At 71.1% G+C, this 18,766-nt stretch carries 15 protein-coding genes; 9 read left to right on the top strand and 6 right to left on the bottom strand.

The genetic code is table 11. The features are described from left to right. The first annotated feature begins 1 nt into the window (after position 1). Both AC07EG_RS25365 and AC07EG_RS25360 read left to right on the top strand, forming a co-directional pair. Complete coding sequence (locus AC07EG_RS25365) at positions 2-1,210, top strand: MFS transporter (RefSeq protein WP_478255666.1); 1,209 nt, start codon at positions 2-4, stop codon at positions 1,208-1,210. Positions 1,211-1,461: 251 nt separating this feature from the next. Next, positions 1,462-2,691: a GGDEF domain-containing protein gene (locus tag AC07EG_RS25360; protein WP_478255665.1), complete on the top strand. Its 1,230-nt coding sequence runs from the start codon at positions 1,462-1,464 to the stop codon at positions 2,689-2,691. A 302-nt stretch (positions 2,692-2,993) separates the two neighbouring features. On the opposite strand, the gene AC07EG_RS25355 is transcribed toward AC07EG_RS25360, so the two are convergent. From AC07EG_RS25355 to AC07EG_RS25345, 3 genes are read right to left on the bottom strand one after another with little or no spacing between them, the layout of a single operon-like run. Continuing rightward, positions 2,994-3,653 carry a response regulator transcription factor gene (locus AC07EG_RS25355; RefSeq protein WP_478255664.1) on the bottom strand — a complete coding sequence of 220 codons (660 nt, stop codon included), beginning with the start codon at positions 3,651-3,653 and terminating at the stop codon, positions 2,994-2,996. Continuing rightward, entirely contained in the window at positions 3,650-5,065 is a 1,416-nt protein-coding gene (locus tag AC07EG_RS25350; protein ID WP_478255663.1) for a sensor histidine kinase, read from the bottom strand. Before AC07EG_RS25350 ends, AC07EG_RS25355 begins: the two co-directional genes overlap by 4 nt. Beyond that, the gene (locus tag AC07EG_RS25345; RefSeq protein ID WP_478255662.1) at positions 5,052-5,348 is read right to left on the bottom strand and encodes a hypothetical protein; all 297 of its coding nucleotides are present in this window, start codon (positions 5,346-5,348) and stop codon (positions 5,052-5,054) included. Before AC07EG_RS25345 ends, AC07EG_RS25350 begins: the two co-directional genes overlap by 14 nt. Before the next feature lie 155 nt (positions 5,349-5,503). Between AC07EG_RS25345 and AC07EG_RS25340 the strand changes: the two genes are divergently transcribed. Next, positions 5,504-7,639: a molybdopterin oxidoreductase family protein gene (locus AC07EG_RS25340; RefSeq protein ID WP_478255661.1), complete on the top strand. Its 2,136-nt coding sequence runs from the start codon at positions 5,504-5,506 to the stop codon at positions 7,637-7,639. On the opposite strand, the gene ahcY is transcribed toward AC07EG_RS25340, so the two are convergent. Beyond that, entirely contained in the window at positions 7,633-9,093 is a 1,461-nt protein-coding gene (ahcY, locus tag AC07EG_RS25335) for an adenosylhomocysteinase (RefSeq protein ID WP_478255660.1), read from the bottom strand. The two genes, AC07EG_RS25340 and ahcY, sit on opposite strands and share 7 nt — an antisense overlap. 161 nt (positions 9,094-9,254) lie before the next feature. Here ahcY and AC07EG_RS25330 point away from each other — a divergent pair, with 161 nt between their 5' ends. From AC07EG_RS25330 to epsC, 3 genes are all read left to right on the top strand, one after another. Next, the gene (locus AC07EG_RS25330) at positions 9,255-10,253 is read left to right on the top strand and encodes a CobW family GTP-binding protein (protein ID WP_478255659.1); all 999 of its coding nucleotides are present in this window, start codon (positions 9,255-9,257) and stop codon (positions 10,251-10,253) included. Positions 10,254-10,342: 89 nt separating this feature from the next. Continuing rightward, a complete protein-coding gene (asnB, locus tag AC07EG_RS25325) occupies positions 10,343-12,136 on the top strand; it encodes an asparagine synthase (glutamine-hydrolyzing) (RefSeq protein WP_478255658.1) in 1,794 nt (597 codons plus the stop codon). Beyond that, on the top strand, positions 12,136-12,729 hold the full coding sequence (gene epsC, locus AC07EG_RS25320; RefSeq protein WP_478255657.1) for a serine O-acetyltransferase EpsC: 594 nt from the start codon (positions 12,136-12,138) through the stop codon (positions 12,727-12,729). Before asnB ends, epsC begins: the two co-directional genes overlap by 1 nt. Before the next feature lie 116 nt (positions 12,730-12,845). Here the strand turns inward: epsC and AC07EG_RS25315 are convergent, their stop codons facing one another. Next, entirely contained in the window at positions 12,846-13,526 is a 681-nt protein-coding gene (locus tag AC07EG_RS25315; protein ID WP_478255656.1) for a winged helix-turn-helix transcriptional regulator, read from the bottom strand. 213 nt (positions 13,527-13,739) lie between these two features. Further along, positions 13,740-14,501, bottom strand: coding sequence for an AfsR/SARP family transcriptional regulator (locus AC07EG_RS25310; RefSeq protein WP_478255655.1), 762 nt, complete (start codon positions 14,499-14,501; stop codon positions 13,740-13,742). Between the two features lie 314 nt (positions 14,502-14,815). Between AC07EG_RS25310 and AC07EG_RS25305 the strand changes: the two genes are divergently transcribed. From AC07EG_RS25305 to AC07EG_RS25295, 3 genes are read left to right on the top strand one after another with little or no spacing between them, the layout of a single operon-like run. Continuing rightward, positions 14,816-14,977 (top strand): hypothetical protein, encoded by a 162-nt coding sequence (locus AC07EG_RS25305; protein ID WP_478255654.1) that lies wholly within the window; start codon positions 14,816-14,818, stop codon positions 14,975-14,977. Between the two features lies 1 nt (position 14,978). Beyond that, positions 14,979-17,237: a TOMM precursor leader peptide-binding protein gene (locus AC07EG_RS25300; protein ID WP_478255653.1), complete on the top strand. Its 2,259-nt coding sequence runs from the start codon at positions 14,979-14,981 to the stop codon at positions 17,235-17,237. 31 nt (positions 17,238-17,268) lie between these two features. Continuing rightward, positions 17,269-18,726 carry a SagB/ThcOx family dehydrogenase gene (locus AC07EG_RS25295; protein WP_478255652.1) on the top strand — a complete coding sequence of 486 codons (1,458 nt, stop codon included), beginning with the start codon at positions 17,269-17,271 and terminating at the stop codon, positions 18,724-18,726. The last annotated feature ends 40 nt before the right edge of the window (positions 18,727-18,766 follow it).

Here is an 18,766-nt window from a genome sequence, read left to right as displayed (position 1 = left end):
GATGGGCTCCTACGCCGCGGTGTTCCGGGTCCCCTCCTTCACCGCGATGTGGTTGTCCCAGGTGGTCTCGGTGGCCGGCGACCAGCTCGCCAGGGTGGCGCTCGCGGTGCTGGTCTTCGAGCGCACGCAGTCGGCGGCCTGGACCGCGCTGGCCTGGGCGCTGACCTTCCTGGCGGACCTGCTCGGCGGGCTGTTCCTGGCCGGGCTGGCCGACCGCTACCCGGCCCGCGCGGTGCTGATCGCCGCCGACCTGGTCCGGGCCGCGCTGGTCGCGGTGATGCTGGTGCCCGGCCTGTCGATCTGGGCGCTGTGCGCGGCGGTGTTCGCCGTGCAGCTGCTGTCCGCGCCGTTCTCCGCGGCCAGGGCCTCGCTGCTGGTGCGGTGGTTGCGCCCGCTGGGGCTGCACGACCTCGGGGTGAGCGTGGTGAGCACCACCTTCCAGGTGGCGCTGCTGGTGGGGCTGCCACTGGGCGGTGGCCTGGTGGCGCTGCTCGGGGTGCCCGCGGTGCTGCTGGCCGACGTGGTGACCTTCCTGGTGTCCGCGTTGGTCATCGCCGTCGGGGTGCGGGCCGAGGTGCGGATGGGGCCGGTCGCCGGGATGACCCCGTGGCGGCGGGCGCGGGCGGGCGCGCGGCTGATCGCGCGGCGGCCGAAGCTGCGGACGTTGCTGCTGCTGGCCTGTGTGGCGGGGTTCTACACCGCGCCGGAGGGGCTGGCGATCCCGTACGCCGAGCAGATCGGCGCGGGGGCGGCGGGCGCGGGCTGGCTGCTGGTGGCCAATCCGGCGGGGACCGTGCTGGGCAACCTGGTGCTCGCGCGCTGGGTGCCGGAGCGCTGGCGGCTGCGGTTGCTGGGTCCACTCGCGATCGTCAGCTGCGCGGTGCTGCTGCCCTGCTTCACCGCACCGTCGTTGTGGGTGTCGGTGGCACTGTGGACGCTGTGCGGGGTGGCGTCGGCGCACGACATGGTCACGCAGGCGGCCTTCGTCCGGGAAACCCCGGAGGAACTGCTGGGCCAGGCGTTCGGCCTGGCGGGCGCGGCGCTGCGGGTGGCGCAGGGGCTGGGCATCGTCGCGACCGGTGCGCTGGCCGGGCTGGCCGGTCCGGCCGGGGCCATCGGCCTGACCGCGGCCGTGGGCACGCTGGCCGCCGTGGTGGCGGCGGGGGCGTGGCGCCGGGCCTCGGCATCCCCGTCCGCGGCGGCTGGCTGACCGTCGCGGACGGGGGGCGGCCGTTGCTCGATCACCAGTTGTTCTCCTGCTCGCGCATGGGGAATGTCACCTCTTCTCGTACTGAGCCACGGGTAGGACCGGTTGCTGGGCGGGTCACCAGTTGTTCTCGCGCACGGCTGCTCACCTCCCCGTCGGGCGGATCCCGGCGCCACTCGGCTGTCCGGGTGGTTTCAGCATCCGGTATGAGCGGGCCTGTACACAAACCGTGATCGGTTGGTTACGGTGAAGATATGGGTTCGTTCCGCCGTCCCGCCGGGTGGGCCCTCTGGGCGGCACCACGCCAGGTCGTGGTGTGGGTGCTCGCCGTCGAGGTGGTGGCGCTCGCCGCCACGGCGGGCACCGTAGCGCTGGCCCCGGTGGACGCCGGTGGACTGGCCCGCTTCGCGCTGCTCGCCGCCTGCCTGGTCGGGCACGTCGAGCTGTCCAGGACGATCGAGCGCAAGCGGGAGATCGCCGCCGGCACCGGGCCCTACCTGAGCACCACGAGCGTGTGGAACTTCGCCGGGGTGATCGTGCTGCCCCCCGCGCTGGCGAGCGCGATGGTGCTGCTCGGCTACGGCTACATGTGGTTCCGGGTCTGGTACCGGCGCGGCACCATGCCCCCGCACCGCTGGTGGTACTCGGCGTGCACGGTGCTGCTGGCGAACCAGGCCGCGGTGGTGGTGCTGGCGGTCTCGCCGGGGGCGCCCGAGTCGGCGTGGGCGGTGGCCCTGGTGGTGGTCGCGGGTGCCGTGCGGTGGTTCGTCAACTACGCGTTGATCTGCGTGGTCAAACTGCTGTCCGAGCCGCGGACGCGGGTGCGCGACGTGGTCGGCGGCTTCGGTGAGCAGGTGCTGGAGGTCGGCGCCATGGGCCTCGGCCTGCTGGCCGCGTGCGTGGTGACCACCCCGGCGGTGCTGCTGGTCGGGGTGCCGGCCGTGCTGGTGGTGCTGGGGCGGTCGGCGCAGGTGGCGCGGTTCCGCAAGGCCGCCGAGACCGACGGCAAGACCCAACTGCTGAACGCGACGACGTGGACCGAGTTCGCCACGCACGCCCTGGAGCGCACCGGGCGGCGGCTGGGCACGTTCGGGGTGCTGATGATCGACCTGGACCACTTCAAGCGGATCAACGACGAACACGGCCACGGCGCCGGTGATGTGGTGCTGAAGGCGGTCGCGAAGGCGATCTCGGCGGGTGTGCGCTCGGGTGACCTGGTGGGCCGGTTCGGCGGGGAGGAGTTCGTGGTCGCCCTGCCGGACATCTCCGCACGTGAACTGCTGGCGGTCGGGGAACGGCTGCGGCAGGGCGTGGCGGCCCTCCCGATCCCGACGGGCCACGTCTCCATCTCGATCGGCGCGGCCCTGGCCCCGGACAACGGCCGGACGGTGCAGGACCTGCTGGCCACCGCCGATTCCGCCATGTACGCCGCCAAACACCGAGGCCGGAACCGGGTGCAGCCCGCCGCCGGCCTGCTGCCGTAGTCGCGGGCCCGGCTCCGCTCACGCTCGCGCGCCCCTTTGCTGCCCGCTTGGTCGGCGAAACGCAGGATGGGCGGAATCCAGGTGATCGCTCGCTCGGGCAGGGAAACGTAAGGCGGGGCGGAGACCAAGACGGGGGCAGGACCCCAAGCAGCCCCAGACCTCCCGCGCGCACCTCGAAGCACCCCGCTCGGGCAAACGAACGCAAGACGGGAACAAAGCCCCAGCAGCACCCACACCCCCGCCCCACCCCGGTCTTCGCCGTAGTCACAATGAAGAACCGGGGTGGTGGCCCCCCAACGAATTCACACCAGCCGATACCCCATCCCCCGAACCGTCGCGATCCGGTCCTGCCCCACCTTCCGCCGCACCGTTCGAACGTACACATCCACCACATTGGACCCCGGATCGAAGTCGTACCCCCACACGTGTGACAGGATCTGCTCCCGCGAGAGCACCTGCCCCGGGTGCCGCAGGAACAATTCCAGCAGGGCGAACTCCCGCGCCGTCAAGTCCGTTGTGGACTCCCGGGTCTGCGCCCGCCGCGTTCGCAGGTCCAGCGACAAACCGTTGTGCCGCAACACGGTCAATTCCGGCGCCCCGCCCGCCGGCTTCAACCGCAGCCGGATCCGCGCCAGCAGTTCCTCGAAGCGGAACGGTTTTGCCATGTAGTCATCCGCACCGCCTTCGAGGCCGGCGACGGTGTCCCCGAGCGAACCCCGGGCCGTCAGGATGATCACCGGCGTGTGCGCACCGGCCGCCCGCATGGCCCGCAGCACGTCGAAACCGTCCCGTTTCGGCAGGCCCAGGTCGAGCACCACCAGGTCGAAGTCCTCCGAGACCGCGCTGGTCAGGGCGGCGTCGCCGTCGGTCACCACGGTGGTGGTGAAACCGTTGGCCCGCAGGCCCTTCTCCACGAACGAGGCGATGCGCTGCTCGTCCTCGGCGATCAGGATGCGGCTCACCGCGAACCTCCAGGTAGCTCCAGGCCGAAGGTGGCGCCCTCACCCGGTGGCGAATGCACCAGCACCCGGCCGTGGTGGGCGTCGGCGATGGCTTTCACGATGGCGAGCCCCAGCCCGGCTCCGGTCGGGTCCCGGCTACCCGAGGCACCCCGCGAGAAACGCTCGAAGATCTTCGACGCCTCTTCCGGGGGCACCCCGGCACCGCTGTCGGTCACCCAGAAGGCCACCGTGTCACCGGTCAGCGAGGACCCCAGCCGGATCGCGTCACCGGCCGCGGTGTGCTGCACCGCGTTCTGCGCCAGCTGCAGCACGGCCTGCGTGATCCGCTGCCCGTCCAGCCACGCCTCACCCTCGCCGATCGCCTCCAGCGACCACGCCCGCGGGGCGATCGCACGCACCTTGGCGTCCAGGTCGCTGGTCAGCTCCGGCACCGAGGTCCACGCCGGGCGCAGGAAGTCCGGCTGACCGGCTTTTGCCAGCAGAAGCAGGTCGTCGACGATGCGGGCCATGCGGTCCAGCTCGTCGGTGCACAGGCGGACCACCTCGGCGCGTTCCGCCGGGTCGTCGCCGAGCAGCTCCAGGTGACCGCGCACGATGGTGATCGGCGTGCGCAGCTCGTGCCCGGCGTCGTCGAGGAATTCGCGCCGGGTGCGGAACGCCTGGTCGAGGCGGTCGAGCATGGCGTTGAACTGCTCGGCGAGCGCGGCGATGTCGTCGCGGCCGTCGACCGGGATGCGGTGGGTCAGGTCGTGCTCGGTCAGCCGCGCCGCCGCCAGCCGCACGGTCCGGATCGGCGCCAGGATCTGCCCGGCGGCGAACCACGAGATGCCCGCCCCGAGCACCAGCGCGATGGCGCAGACCCCGATCAGCGACCGCACCGTCGACGCCGCCTCCGGCCGTTCGGCGTCGGTGAAGAACCCGCTGATGAACCAGCCCGCCGGCTGGTCGCCCCGCTCCGGCGGCAGCATCTCCACCCGCGACCAGCGCAGTTCCCCGGCCGACGTGTGCACCGCGCCGGTCGAGTGCTCGGCGGTGATGATCTGGCGCACCACGGTCGGGTCGATGCCCTTGCCGCCGGTGCGCCCCTGCCCGATCAGGTTCGGCAGCTCCGGGGAGCCGACCGCGCCGATCAGCACCTCGGCCGGATCGGTGTACTGGGTCTGCAGGTGCAACCGCAGGATCTGCTCGGGATCGCGCAGCGGCCTGCCGTCGGCGGTGACCGCGTTCGCGGCGAAGGTCCGGAACTCCTCGGAGTCCTGGTCCAGGCTGCGGTTCACCCGGTCGTCGATGGCGTCGTACTCGAACTCGGAGACCAGCAGCACCACCGCGGCCAGCCCGGCCGCCATCACCACCACGAACCAGCCCATGATCCGGACCCGCGCGGGAATGCGGCGCGGATCAGTCGTCGTCATCGTCGGTGTCGTCCAGGTCGCTGTTCAGATCGCTGTTCAGGTCGCTGTTCAGGTCATCGTCGTCCACGGGCGGTGGCGGGGGCAGCCAGGTGTCCGAAGGCGCCGTGCTCGACGGCGGTGCGGACGACGGCGGTGGCGGCGTGAACGTGGCCGACTCGCCGATCCGCACGGTCGCCGGTTCGCGTGGCGGCTCGGGATCGGCGAGCAGCAGCAACGCCACCGCCGCTCCCACCGGCAGGGCGAGCGCGGCGATCAGCGCGAGCAGGCGCGACGCCTTCGTCATGCCTCCACCTTCCGCCTGCCGGGACAACGCCCGATGAAGCGATGATGAGGAACTCTTCATGATCGCGCCAGCCGGGCCAACACCGCAGTCGAGAGGAATCCCGGCCCGCCACCGGGGGCAATGATGCAAGGACCACCACCCCCTGGGAGTAGGCGATGAGAACCGCGCACCGGACCTGTTCCATCTGCGACGCCGTCTGCGGCCTCCGGCTCACGCTGGACGACGACAACCGGGTCACCTCGGTGAAGGGCGATCCGGACGACCCGTTCTCGCAGGGGTACGTCTGCCCCAAGGGGGCCAGCTTCGGCCAGCTCGACGAGGACCCGGACCGCCTGCGCCACCCGATGGTCCGGCGCGGTGACACCTGGCACGAGGTCAGCTGGGACGAGGCGTTCGCCGAGGTGGAGCGCGGGCTGACCGCGGTGGTCGAGCAGCACGGGCGTGAGGCGCTGTCGGTCTACTTCGGCAACCCGACCTTCCACACCATGGCCGGGTTCATGTACCGGGTGCCGCTGACCCAGTCGCTGGGCAGCCGCAACGTCTACTCGGCGGGCACCATCGACCAGATGCCCAAGCACGTGGCCAGCGGGTACCTCTTCGGCGACCCGATGGCGATCGCGGTGCCCGACGTGGACCGCACCGACCACCTGCTGGTGATCGGCGCCAACCCGCTGGAGTCCCACGGTTCGCTCTGCGCCGCCCCCGACTTCCCCCGGCGGCTCAAGGCGCTGCGCCGCCGCGGCGGCAAGATCACCGTGGTCGACCCGCGCCGCACGCGCACCGCGAAGTTCGCCGACGAGCACCTGTTCATCCGTCCCAGCACCGACGCCTTCTTCCTGCTCGGCATCGTCCACACCCTGCTCGCCGAGCAACTGGACACGGTCACCCTGGACGTCAACGGCCTCGACGAGCTGCGCGAGCTGACCGCCGAGTTCACCCCGGCCGCCGTTTCCCCGATCTGCGGCATCCCGGCCGGCGACATCGCGCGGACCGCCCGTGAGCTGGCCGCCGCGCCGACCGCCGCCGTCTACACCCGGATCGGTACCTGCACCTCGGAGTTCGGCACGCTCACCCAGTGGCTCGTCGACGTGGTCAACATCCTGACCGGCAACTTCGACCGCCCCGGCGGGGTGATGTTCACCCGCACCGCCGCGCTGGAGGTCTTCCGCACCGGCCAGGCGTTCCGCACCGGCAACTTCCACAGCCGCGTGCGGAACCTGCCCGAAGCGCTCGGTGAACTGCCGGTGGCCACGCTCGCCGACGAGATCGAGACCCCGGGGGAGGGGCAGGTCAAGGCGCTCATCTCGATCGCGGGCAACCTGGTGCTGTCCGCGCCGAACGGCCCGCGCCTGGACGAGGTGCTGCCGCAGCTGGACTTCATGGTCTGCGTGGACCCGTACCTGAACGAGACCACCAGGCACGCCAACGTGATCCTGCCGCCGCCGCGGATGCTGCAGATGCCGCACTACGACTTCCTGCTGCTCACGGTGACCGTCCGGAACTACACCCGGTTCTCCCCGGCGATCCTGCCGCTGGAGGACGACCAGCTCTCCGAAGCCGAGATCCTGGCGAAGCTGACGCTGATCGTGTCCGGGCAGCCCGCGAGCACACCGGCGTCGGTGCTCGACGAGATGATCGTCGGCCAGCTGACCGGCGGGTCGGAGGAGATGCGGGCGGGGCTCACCGGGGACAGCGGGCCCGAGTTGATGCTGGACGCGATGCTGCAACTCGGGCCGTACGACCTGTCGCTGCGGAAGCTGCGGGAGAACCCGCACGGCATCGACCTCGGGCCGCTGGAGCCGCGGGTCAAGGAGCTGATCTGCACGCCGTCCGGCCGGGTGGAGCTGAGCCCGCCGCCGATCACCGGCGACCTGGCCCGCCTGCGGGCGCGGCTGGCCGAGCCCGCGCCGGAGTTCCTGCTGATCGGCCGCCGCCAGCTGCGGTCGAACAACAGCTGGCTGCACAACGTGCCCGGCCTGCGGGGCGGCAGCAACCAGTGCACGCTGCACGTCAACCCGGCCGACGCCGAGCGGCTCGGCCTCGGCGCGCGGGCGGTGGTCCGCTCGTCCGCCGGTGAACTGGTGGTGCCGGTCGAGCCGAACGACGGGATCATGCCGGGGGTGGTCAGCCTGCCGCACGGCTGGGGGCACACCGGCCGCGGCCAGCGCGTCGCGACCACCGATCCCGGCGTGAACGCGAACGCGCTGACCGACGAGCGGGTGGTGGACGTGCTCTCCGGGAACGCCGTGTTCAACGGCGTCCCGGTGAGCGTCGCCCCGGCGGGTCAGTAGCGGTAGTGGTCGGCCTTGTACGGGCCGGCCACGTCCACGCCGATGTACTCGGCCTGCTTCTTGGTCAGCTCGGTCAGCCGCACGCCGAGCGCGTCGAGGTGCAGGCGGGCGACCTTTTCGTCGAGGTGCTTGGGCAGCCGGTAGACGTCGGTCCGGTACTCACCCGGCTTGGTGAACAGCTCGATCTGCGCGATGGCCTGGTTGCTGAACGAGTTCGACATCACGAAGCTCGGGTGCCCGGTGGCGTTGCCGAGGTTCATCAGGCGGCCCTCGGACAGCACGATGATCGCGTGGCCGTCGGGGAAGATCCACTCGTGCACCTGGGGCTTGATCTCCACCTTGCGGATGCCCGGCACCCTGGCCAGCCCGGCCATGTCGATCTCGTTGTCGAAGTGGCCGACGTTGCCGACGATGGCGTTGTGCTTCATCCGCGCCATGTCGGCGGCCATGATGATGTCGAGGTTGCCGGTGGTGGTGATGAACAGGTCGCCCTTTTCGACCACGTCCTCCAGGCGCACCACCTCCAGCCCCTCCATCGACGCCTGCAGCGCGCAGATCGGGTCGACCTCGGTGACCACCACGCGGGCGCCCTGGCCGCGCAGCGATTCGGCGGCGCCCTTGCCGACGTCGCCGTAACCGCAGATCACCGCGAGCTTGCCGCCGAGCATCACGTCGGTGGCGCGGTTGATGCCGTCGGCCAGCGAATGCCGGATGCCGTACTTGTTGTCGAACTTCGACTTGGTCACCGAATCGTTGACGTTGATCGCCGGGAAGAGCAGTTTGCCCTCTTCGGCGAGCTTGTAGAGCCGCTTCACGCCGTTGGTGGTCTCTTCGGTGACGCCCTTGATCCCATCCGCGATCCGGGTGAACCGCTTCGGGTCGGCGGCCAGGCTTTCACGCAGGGTGCGCAGGATGATCCGGTATTCCTCCGGGTCCTCTTCGGTGGCCTCGGGCACCGCGCCCGCCGCTTCGAACTCCACGCCCTTGTGCACCAGCAGCGTGGCGTCGCCGCCGTCGTCGAGCAGCATGTTCGGCGCGTGGCCGCCGGGGAAGGTGAACAGCTGCTCGGTGCACCACCAGTACTCGTCCAGCGTCTCGCCCTTCCAGGCGAACACCGAGGTGCCGGTGGGCCGCTCCGGTGTGCCGTCCCGGCCGACCACCACCGCGGCGGCGGCCTCGTCCTGGGTGGAGAAGATGTTGCAGGACACCCAGCGGACCTCGGCACCGAGCTCGACCAGCGTCTCGATCAGCACGGCGGTCTGCACGGTCATGTGCAGCGACCCGGCGATCCGGGCGCCCTTCAGCGGCTTCGACTCGGCGTATTCGGCGCGGATCGCCATCAGGCCGGGCATTTCGTGCTCGGCGAGGCGGAGCTGGTGGCGGCCGGATTCGGCCAGCGCCAGGTCCGCCACCGCGAAGTCGAGCCCGTTCACCTGCTGCAGTTTCGCGTTCACGAAAAAAGGCACCTCCTGATTTCGGAGGCGCCCTTGTTCGTCGTCGCGTGGAGCCGAGCGTGGCGGATCCGTGTCGCACGGTCCGTCGCAGCGCCTCTCGGCTCCCGCAGACCAGGGTGGCAGTCCGGCCCGCCGGCTGTCAACGGCGCCGGTAGGCTGGGGTGATGCGCAGGCAGATCCCCGTCGTGCTGGTCGCCGGTTTCCTCGGGGCAGGGAAGACCACCCTGCTCAACCACTTGCTGCACAACAGTTCCGGGGCCCGCATCGGCGTGGTGGTGAACGACTTCGGCAGCATCGGCATCGACGCCATGGCCGTGGCCGGGCAGGTCGATTCGATGGTCTCGCTGAACAACGGCTGCCTGTGCTGCGCGGTGGACGCCAGCGGGCTCGACGGCATGCTGGCCCGGCTGAGCGGGGCCGAGCTGGACGTGATCGTGATCGAGGCGAGCGGGCTGGCCGAGCCGCGCGGGCTGATCCGGCTGCTGCTCTCGAGTGAGCACGAACACATCGAGTACGGCGGGCTGGTCGAAGTGGTGGACGGCGCCGAATTCACCGCCGTGCGCGAGCGCCACCCCGAGCTGGCCGAGCACGTCCGGCTGGCGGACCTGGTGGTGCTCAACAAGGTCGACCGCGCCGCCGAGGGCGTGCGCGAGGTGGTCGGAGAACTGGCGCAGGGCGTTCCGGTGCTGCCGGTGGAACACGGCCGGATCGATCCGGCGCTGTTGTTCGAACTGCCCGAGCGGCGCGAGGAACACGCGCGGCAGCTTTCCTTCCTCGACCTGTCCGAAGAGGACCATTCGCAGCACGCGCACGCCGCATACGACAGCGTCGAATTCGAAACCGAGGTGCCGCTGCACCCGCGCCGGTTCATGGATTTCATGGAGAACCGGCCGGTCGGGATCTACCGCATCAAGGGTGACGTGAACCTCGGCGTTCCCGGCCACGACAAGAAGTACACGCTGCACACCGTGGGCGCGTACCTGCGCCTGCGGCGGTCGGGCTGGGCGGGCGAACAGCCGGTCACCCGGCTGGTGCTGATCGGCGCCGGAATCGACGGGGAACTGATCCGGAAGCAGTTGCGCAATTGCGAAGAACCCGATCCGGCGCAGGTGGATTCGCAGGCCATGCTCACCGTGTTGCGTTTCCTGCCGGAGGAATAGCGGCTTCAGCCGGGCTCGACACGAGATCGAGCGGTTCACGCGATCTTTGTGATCGACGTGCCGCTTGTGAGGCTGGAGAACGAAAGCCCATGTGCCGAATCTACGGTTTTTTCAACGCGAAGGCGACGCCGCACGAGTTGCGCACGGTCGCCGCACTGCAACACCACGGTGGCCCGGACGGGCGCGGCAGCGCGCAGGCCGGTGGCTGGGGCATCGGGAACAACCGCCTGGCCATCGTCGACCTCGACGGGGGCGCGCAGCCGTACGAACTGGACGCGATCAAGGTGGTGTTCAACGGCGAGATCTACAACCACGTGCGGCTGCGGGCCGAACTGACCGCGAAGGGCTACCGGTTCGCCGACCACTGCGACGGCAACGTGCTCCCCGCGCTCTACCACGCCTACGGTGAGGCGTTCGTCGACCACCTCGACGGCATGTACGCGATCGCCGTGATCGACCAGCGCGGTGCGGAACCGCGGCTGCTGCTGGCCACCGACCACATCGGCATGAAACCGCTGTACTACCGGTGGAACGCGGCCGCGCGCTCGCTGCACTTCTCCTCGGAGCTGCCCGCGCTGCTGGGCTTCGGCGAGGTCGCGCCGAGCGAGTGGGACGCCGGGCTGGACGCCTACCTGGCCACCAAGACCCCGTTCGGCGAGCAGACCATGTTCGACGGGGTGAAGGTGGTGCCGCCGTCGACCACGATGGTGTGCACCGAGTACTCCGGGCTCCGGGCGTACCACCGGCAAGCGCCGGTCGCCGAGGTGCTGCCGCCGGACGACGCGGCGGTGGCCGGTGACCTGCAGGAGCGCCTGCGGTACGAGGTCGGGCAGCTGCTCGTCGCGGACGTGCCGGTGGCCACCATCACCTCCGGCGGGCTCGACTCCAGCCTGGTCACCGCGCTGGCCGCCGAGACGGAGGCCGAGCTGCACACCTTCAACATCGCCTACACCGGCGACTGGCCCGCCGACGAGCGGCGGTTCGCCCGCCAGGTGTCCGACCGCTCGGGCACCCGCTACCACCAGGTCGAAATCGATCCGGCGACCTTCCCGGACCTGCTGTCCGAAGTGGTCTGGCACCTCGGCCAGCCCAACGCCGACCCGATCACGCTGAGCACCTACGCGTTGTTCAACGCGGTGCGGGACCACGGGTTCAAGGTGGCGCTGACCGGGGACGCGGCCGACGAGGTGTTCGGCGGGTACTCGCGGATGACCGCGGCGACCCGGGCCTCGCTGGACGGGAAGCCCTGGTACGACCGGTACCTCGACGCGCTGGGTGTGCTCCCGGCGACCGCCCGGCACGAGCTGTACACCGACGACTACCGGGCGCTGCTGGCTTCGGCCGGTCCGGCCATTCCCGCCGGCGCCACGGCGAAGCTGGCCACCGGTGGGGGTTCGGTGCTGTCCCGGATCACCGAGTTCGAGCTGGGGCACCGGCTGCCGGCGTACCACCTGCGACGGGTGGACCACCTGAGCATGTCCGGTTCGGTCGAGGTCCGGCTGCCGTTCTGCCAGCGTTCGGTGCTCTCGCTCGGGCGGGCGTTGTCGGACCGGCAGCGCATCGACGACACCGGTGTCAAGCGGACCCTGTACGCCGCGGCCGCCGGACTCCTGCCGGACGAGGTGCTGAACCGGCCGAAGCAGCCGTTCACCCTGCCGATCACCGCGATGCTCTCACCGGGGTGGCCGTTGTGGGAGTGCGCCAGGGACCTGCTGGCGGCCTCGCGGCTGAAGGCGGCGGGCCAGGTCGACGCGAGCGCGGTCGACCGGCTGTTCGCGCGGCAGGCCACCGAGCCGGAGGACACCACGGCGCTGACCATCTGGGCGCTGGCGGTGCACGAAATCTGGCGGGAGCAGTTCTTCGGCGCGAAGCGGGGCCGCTGATGGCGGGGCTGATCGGGCGGCTGCGCCGGGCGGCGGCGGCCGGCGTGGAGGTGCTGGACGTGATCATCGACCGCGACCCGTCGATCCGGTCGCGGAGCGAGGCGCTGCTGCACCCGACGGTGCTCGCGCTGGCCGGGTACCGGGTGGGGAACCGGCTGTACCGCCGCGAACGGTTCAAGTCGGCGCGCGCGGTGTGCATGCTCACGCGCGTGCTGACCGGCGGCATCGAGATCCACCCCGGCGCACGCATCGGGCGGCGGTTCTTCATCGACCACGGTTGCGGCGTGGTGATCGGGGAAACCGCCGTCATCGGCGACGACGTGTCGTTGTTCCACCAGGTGACGCTGGGTTCGTACGGCTGGTGGCAGGACCGCGAACGGGCGGACGGGCGGCGGCACCCGCGGCTGGGGAACGGCGTCACCGTCGGGGCCAACGCGAGCCTGCTGGGGCCGATCACGGTGGGGGACAACGCGTTGATCGGGGCGCAGTCGCTGGTGCTGCACGACGTCCCCGCCGACGCCCACGTGCGCGCCCCGGCCGGCGACGTCGTCCAGCGCACGGCGAACGTGGTGCGGTTGCCGCGGGCCTCCTGAAACGGTGAAGTGGGGCCTTCCTCGCGTGGGGTGCGAGGAAGGCCCCACTTCGTTGTGCCCGGGGGTGGAGGAGCCGGGGGCCGGCGGAGGTGGTCTCGCCGGCCCCCGGCCCGGGTTCAGCGGACGGCCAGGCCCTCGACCTTGCGCGGGGCGGCCGGGATGTGGAACAGGTCGGCGAACAGCTCCAGCAGGGCCGGGTCCCCGGAGATGCTCAGGATGCCCTGGTCCAGGGCTTCCTGCGGGCTGATCTCCTTGGAGAACACCGGCTTGATCGAGCCGTAGCAGGTGAGGGTGAGGTCCGCGTCGGGGTACGGGCCCTCGCCGACCTTCAGGTCCTCGCCGTCGACCAGCGCGTGCAGCGTCATGTGCGGGCCGTAGTGCAGTTCGTAGCTGACCCGCACGTTCGAGGCCACCTCCGGCCGGAACGTGGTGTACAGCGACAGGATCGCCGAGTCCGTGGTGAACACGTCCTCCTCACCCATGGTGCCGAGGGAACGGGCGCCCCACAGGCCCAGCTGCAGCACGACCGCCTCCAGCTCGGCGCCGTACTCGGTGAGTTCGTAGACCACCGAGGCGTCCAGCTGCGGCAGCACCCGCCGCCGGACCACACCGGCTTCCTCCAGCTCGTTCAGCCGGGCGGAGAGGATGCTGGACGGGATGCGCGGCAACCCGGCGCGCAGGTCGGTGAACCGCTTCGGGCCGAGCAGCAGATCGCGGACCACGAGCATGCCCCAGCGCTCGCCCACCATCTCCATGGCGCGTGCCAAGCCGCAGAACTGTCCGTACTTTCGACTCATCGTAAATCCCCACTCTTCGTCAGGTTGAGACTTCGGTTGGACGGAGATGATCGGGCGGTCGTCACAGCTGCGGTCCAGAGTCTGTCGCCAGGCTCGAATCCCGCTCGACACCCGAACGAACACCTGCACACGGTGCTCGTGGCCGAGTTGACACGGTGCGAAAAAGCTTCACCCGCAACGAAATCTTCTCGGTCAGCGGGTAACCGCGACGCATCAGGAGGGGTCTCCGGCCGAAAGCAGTTCGTGGTGGAGCAACTGCAGTTCGTCACACGGCTCCACGCCCAGTTCGGTGGTCAGCCGGGTGCGCAGCTGCCGGTAGGTGGCCATCGCGTCGGACCGCCTGCCGCTGCGCCCCAGCACCCGCATCAGCTGCCCGTGCAGCCCTTCGTCGAGCGGGTTCGCGGTGACCAGCGACCGCAGCTCACCGACCAGTTCGCGGTGCATGCCCGCCTCGATCTCGGCCTCGATCCGCAGGTGCTGCGCCGCCCGGCGCTGCTCCTGCAGGTCGACCGCGTAGGCGGCGAGCACCGAACCGCAGTTGACGTTGGCCAGCGGTGGTCCGGACCACAGGCCCAGCGCGCTGCGGAACGAGCGGGCGGCGTCGCCGAAGCGCCGCGCGTCCATCTCGTCCCGGCCGCGCCGGCACAGCTGCTGGAACTCGTAGACGTCCACCTGCGCCGGGTCGATGCGGAAGACGTAACCCGGCGGTTTGGTGGCCAGCATGGCTTCGGCGTCCGGCGCCAGCTTGTTCTGCTCGATGCAGCGGCGCACCTGGTAGACGTAGGTCTGCATGGTGGTGCGCACGCTGCGCGGTGGCTTGTTCGCCCAGAGTTCGGCGATGATGGACTCGATCTGCACGACCTTGCCCGGCCGCATCAGCAGCATCGCCATCAGCTGCAGGATCTTCGGCGCCGTCGGCGCGTGGTCGATCCCGTCCTTGAGCACTTCGAGCGGGCCGAGAAGGGTGAACGTCACCGCGCTTTCGGCCGTGCCGCCGGGGCTGCCACTCCCGGCTGGAACTTCGGAAACCAACACGTTCCCTCCCAGTCACTACTCCGACCGACTGCGCGCCAGCGCCTGGTCCTCCGGCGACAGTCGTGCGTTTCTCGAAGATTGACAGAAATGCCCTGGTCAGCGGCAGTGAGGGGGGCACCGATCGTGACGTGAATATGACTGGGGGCCATGTGAAAAACACATGTCGGACCCATGTGGGCGGCACTGGAAGTGCGACCGGCGCACGGCGGAGGATTCTCCCAGCACCCCGGAAACCCTGCAAATCGGAGGAAACCATGGACAAGCAGAACGTGGTCGAGCTGCCCCGCGAGGACAACCTGGTGCTGGTGATCGACCGGTTCGACCAGTGGCACAACCCGGCGGGCATGCCGCGCCGCGGCAGCAACGGCTGCACCTACAGCGTGTCCGTGGCCGACGAGCTGCCGGAAGCCGCCTGACATGGACAGCGGTGCCGCGGCGACGAGAATCCCCGAATTCAAACGCCACCTGCGTGCCGAGGTGAACGAGGGCGAGGGCGCCTACCTGTTCTCCGAGCACGGGGTCACCGCCCTCCGCGGGGCGGCGATCGCCTCGCTCGCGGCACTGCTGGACGGCAAGCGCGACCTGGCCTGCCTGCTCGAAGCCCGCCCCGGCGGGATGAGCTCGGCGCAGGTCGCCAGCCTGATCGAGCAACTGGTCGACGTGGGCCTCGTCCGCCTGCGCGACACCGAAGCGTCCGCTGTGGACGCGGGGGAAGTGGCCTACTGGGACGCGTGCGGCGTGGACTTGGCCGACGCCGCGCGCGCTTCGGTGGCCACCGTGGCACTGGTCGGCACCAAGTCCACTCTGGACCTCGGCCCGGCGCGGCGGGCGCTGGCCGAGACCGGGGTGGAGGTCCACACCGGCCCCAGTGCCGCGGCCGAACTGACCGTGGTGGTCTGCGACGACTACCTCGACCCCGCCCTGGCCGCCGTCGACGCCGCCCAGCGCGCCGCCGGGAAGCCGTGGTTGCTGAGCAAACCGGTCGGCACTCGAGTCTGGCTCGGGCCGTTCTTCAGTCCCGCTGAACCCGGCTGCTGGCACTGCCTGGCGCACCGGCTCTGGGGGCACCGCCACGCCGAAGCGTGCGTGCAGGCCACGCTCGGCAAGCAGGGGCCCGCCGACCGCCCCGCCGCCTCGGTGCGGCCGCTGGCCTCGGCCGCCGCCCACCTGGTGGCGCTGGAGGTGACCAAGTGGCTGGCCGGGCACCGCTACCCCGGGCAGGGTTCGGTGTGGACGTTCGACACCCACGACCTCGAAGGCACCCGCCACGAACTGCGGGCGCGGCCCCAGTGCGCGAACTGCGGGGACGCGGCGCTGGTCACCGCCCGCGCCTGCAAGCCGGTGCGGCTGAACCCGGCGCGCAAGGCGGCCTCGGCCGGCGGCGGGCACCGCACGCTGCTGCCCGCGCAGGTGCTCGACCGCTACCGGCACCTGGTCAGCCCGGTCACCGGGATCATCAAGGAGATCAAGCGGGACCCGGACGCCCCCTCGTTCGTCAACGCCTACCGCTCCGGCGCCAACGTCTTCCGCGGCTCGACCGGGCTCAACACGCTGCGCGCCAACCTGCGCGCGGAGAACGGTGGCAAGGGGCTCACCCCGCTGGACGCCGAGGTGGGCGCGTTGTGCGAGGCCGTCGAGCGGTTCTCCGGCACCTTCCAGGGCGACGAGTTCCGCCTGCGGGCCAGCCTGCGCGCGCTCGGTGAGGTGGCGCTGCACCCCAACGACTGCACGCTGTTCGACGAGCGCCAGTACGCCGCCCGCGAGAGCTGGAACCCGCGGCACTCCCCGTTCAACTACGTCAGCGAGCCGTTCGACGAGGACGCGGTCACCGACTGGACCCCGCTGTGGTCGATCACCGGGCGCAGGCACCGGCTGCTGCCCACGGCGATGCTGTACTACGGCGGCCCGGCGCACCGCTCGCTCGGCGCCGACTCCAACGGCAACGCCGCGGGCAGCAGCCTGGAGGACGCCGTGCTCCAGGGCACGCTGGAACTGGTGGAACGCGACGCGGTGGCGATCTGGTGGTACAACCGCCTGCGCCTGCCCGCGGTCGACCTCGACGCGTTCGGCGAATCGTGGCTCGACGAACTGCGGGGCCAGTACGCGCGCCTCGGCCGCGAGGTGTGGGTGCTGGACGCGACCGCCGACCTCGGCGTGCCGGTGATGGTGGCGGTGTCCCGCCGGGTCGACCGCCCCGGTGAGCGCATCATGCTCGGCCTCGGCGCGCACCTGGACCCGCGGCTGGCGCTGCGGCGGGCGCTGACCGAGCTGAACCAGTTCCTGCCGACGGTGCTCGACGAGCAGATGGGCGAGGGCGACCCGGACGCGGCGGCCTGGGTCAACGAGGCGACCGTGGTCAACCAGCCGTACCTGCTGCCGGACCCGGCGGTCCCGGCCCGCGGCCCGGCCGACTTCGGCTACGTGGCCCGCGACGACGTGCGCGAGGACGTCGACGCCCTGGCCGCGTTGTTCGCCGAGCGGGGCATGGAGATGCTGGTGCTCGACCAGACCCGCCCCGACATCGGGCTGCCGGTGGTGAAGGTGGTGGTCCCGGGCCTGCGGCACTTCTGGGCGCGGTTCGCCCCCGGCCGGCTGTTCGACGTACCGGTTCAGCTGGGCAAGCTTTCCCGCCCGACGCCTTACCACGAGCTCAATCCCATGCCACTCTTCCTCTAGTCGGGGCACACGCACACGCAGGGAGCGGCAGGTGACATCGACATCGGACGAGGTGGGCACGACGATCCGGCTCTGGTCGCTGAGCGAAGACGCCATGGTGGAAGAGGACGGCGACCACGGTTCGGTCAACGTGGTCACCCGCTGGGGCGAACTGAACGTCGAGCACGCGAGCGCCTTCGCCATCGAGTCGCTGCGGCGGATGGAACTGGGGCCGGTCTCACTGCAGAACGTGGTGGCCGCGCGCAAGGCGAGCCCGGTCAGCAGGCTGCACGACCTGGCCGGGCTGGAACGGGTGCTGCACCAGGTCAGCGGCTCGGTGGTGCATTCGCTCGGGCTGCCGGACGGGCGGCGGCCGCTGCTCTCGGCGGTGCCGGTGGTGGCCGCGCCGGAGTTCCACCCGGCGGCCGTGCCCGCGTCGCTGGCGATCCGGCTCTCGCGCTTCGCCGTGCTCCGGCCGCAGGGCGGTGACCTGGTGCTGGAGTCCCCGCGGGCGGACTTCCGGGTGGTGCTGAGCCAGCCGCAGGCGGTGCGGATCGCCTCCGCGCTGGCCGGGCCGGGCACCATCGCCGGACTGGCCGTGGAGACCGGCATCCCCGAGGCGGTGGTCGCCGACGCGGTGGCCTTCCTGGTCGCCGCCGGCGTGGTGCTGGCCGGGGACGAGAAGGACGAGTTCGCCGAGGACGTCGATCCGGACCTGCGTCACTGGTCGCACCACGAGCTGCACTTCCACACGCACAGCCGGACCCGGCAGGCCGGGGACGCCGACGCGCCCGATTCGGTGTACCGGCAGGCCACCGAATCGCAGCCGCCGCTGACCAGGGCGCTGCCCGAGGGCAAGCGGTTCCCGTTGCACCGGCCCGAGCCGGAGGTGCTGGCCGGCACCGATCCGCCGTTGACCGAGCTGCTGGAGACCGACCACGAGTGCCCGCGGTTCTCCGGGACCGCGCTCACCGCGGAGGAACTCGGCGAGCTGCTGTTCCGCAGCGCGCGGGTGCGCGGGGTCGGCCCGGCCCACCCGCCGATGCCCGCCGGGCACGAAGCCTCGCAGCGTCCCTACTTCTCCGTGGCCTGCCTGTACGAACTCGAGCTGTACTTGAGCATCGGCCACTGCACCGGCCTGCCGAGCGGGCTCTACCACTACGACCCCGCCGGCCACGCGCTCACCCAGCTGGGCGACGACGTCGCCGACGTGGGCACCGTGCTCGACCTCGGCAAGGTCGCCGCGGGCAGCCTGCGCCGCCCGGCGGTGATGATCACGCTGACCGCCCGGATGGAGCGGACCTCGTGGGTGCTCGGCGGCGCGGCCTACGCGACCACGCTGATGCACGCCGGTGCCCTGCAGCAGACGCTCTACCTGTGCGCCAAGGCGATGGGCCTGTCCGCGCACGCGGTCCCGGTGGACGCCAGCGACACCGTGGACCGGTTGTTCGGCCTCGACTGGCCAGCCGAGATCGGAGTAGGGGAATGCGTGCTGGACTCCGGTCGCTGACACCACCCCGACCCCTACGTGGTTGCCCGCCGGAAACGCC

The organism is Amycolatopsis sp. NPDC045836, from assembly GCF_056431745.1.
Note: the sequence above shows the minus strand (reverse complement) of the source record. Positions and strands in the feature narration are given on the sequence as shown.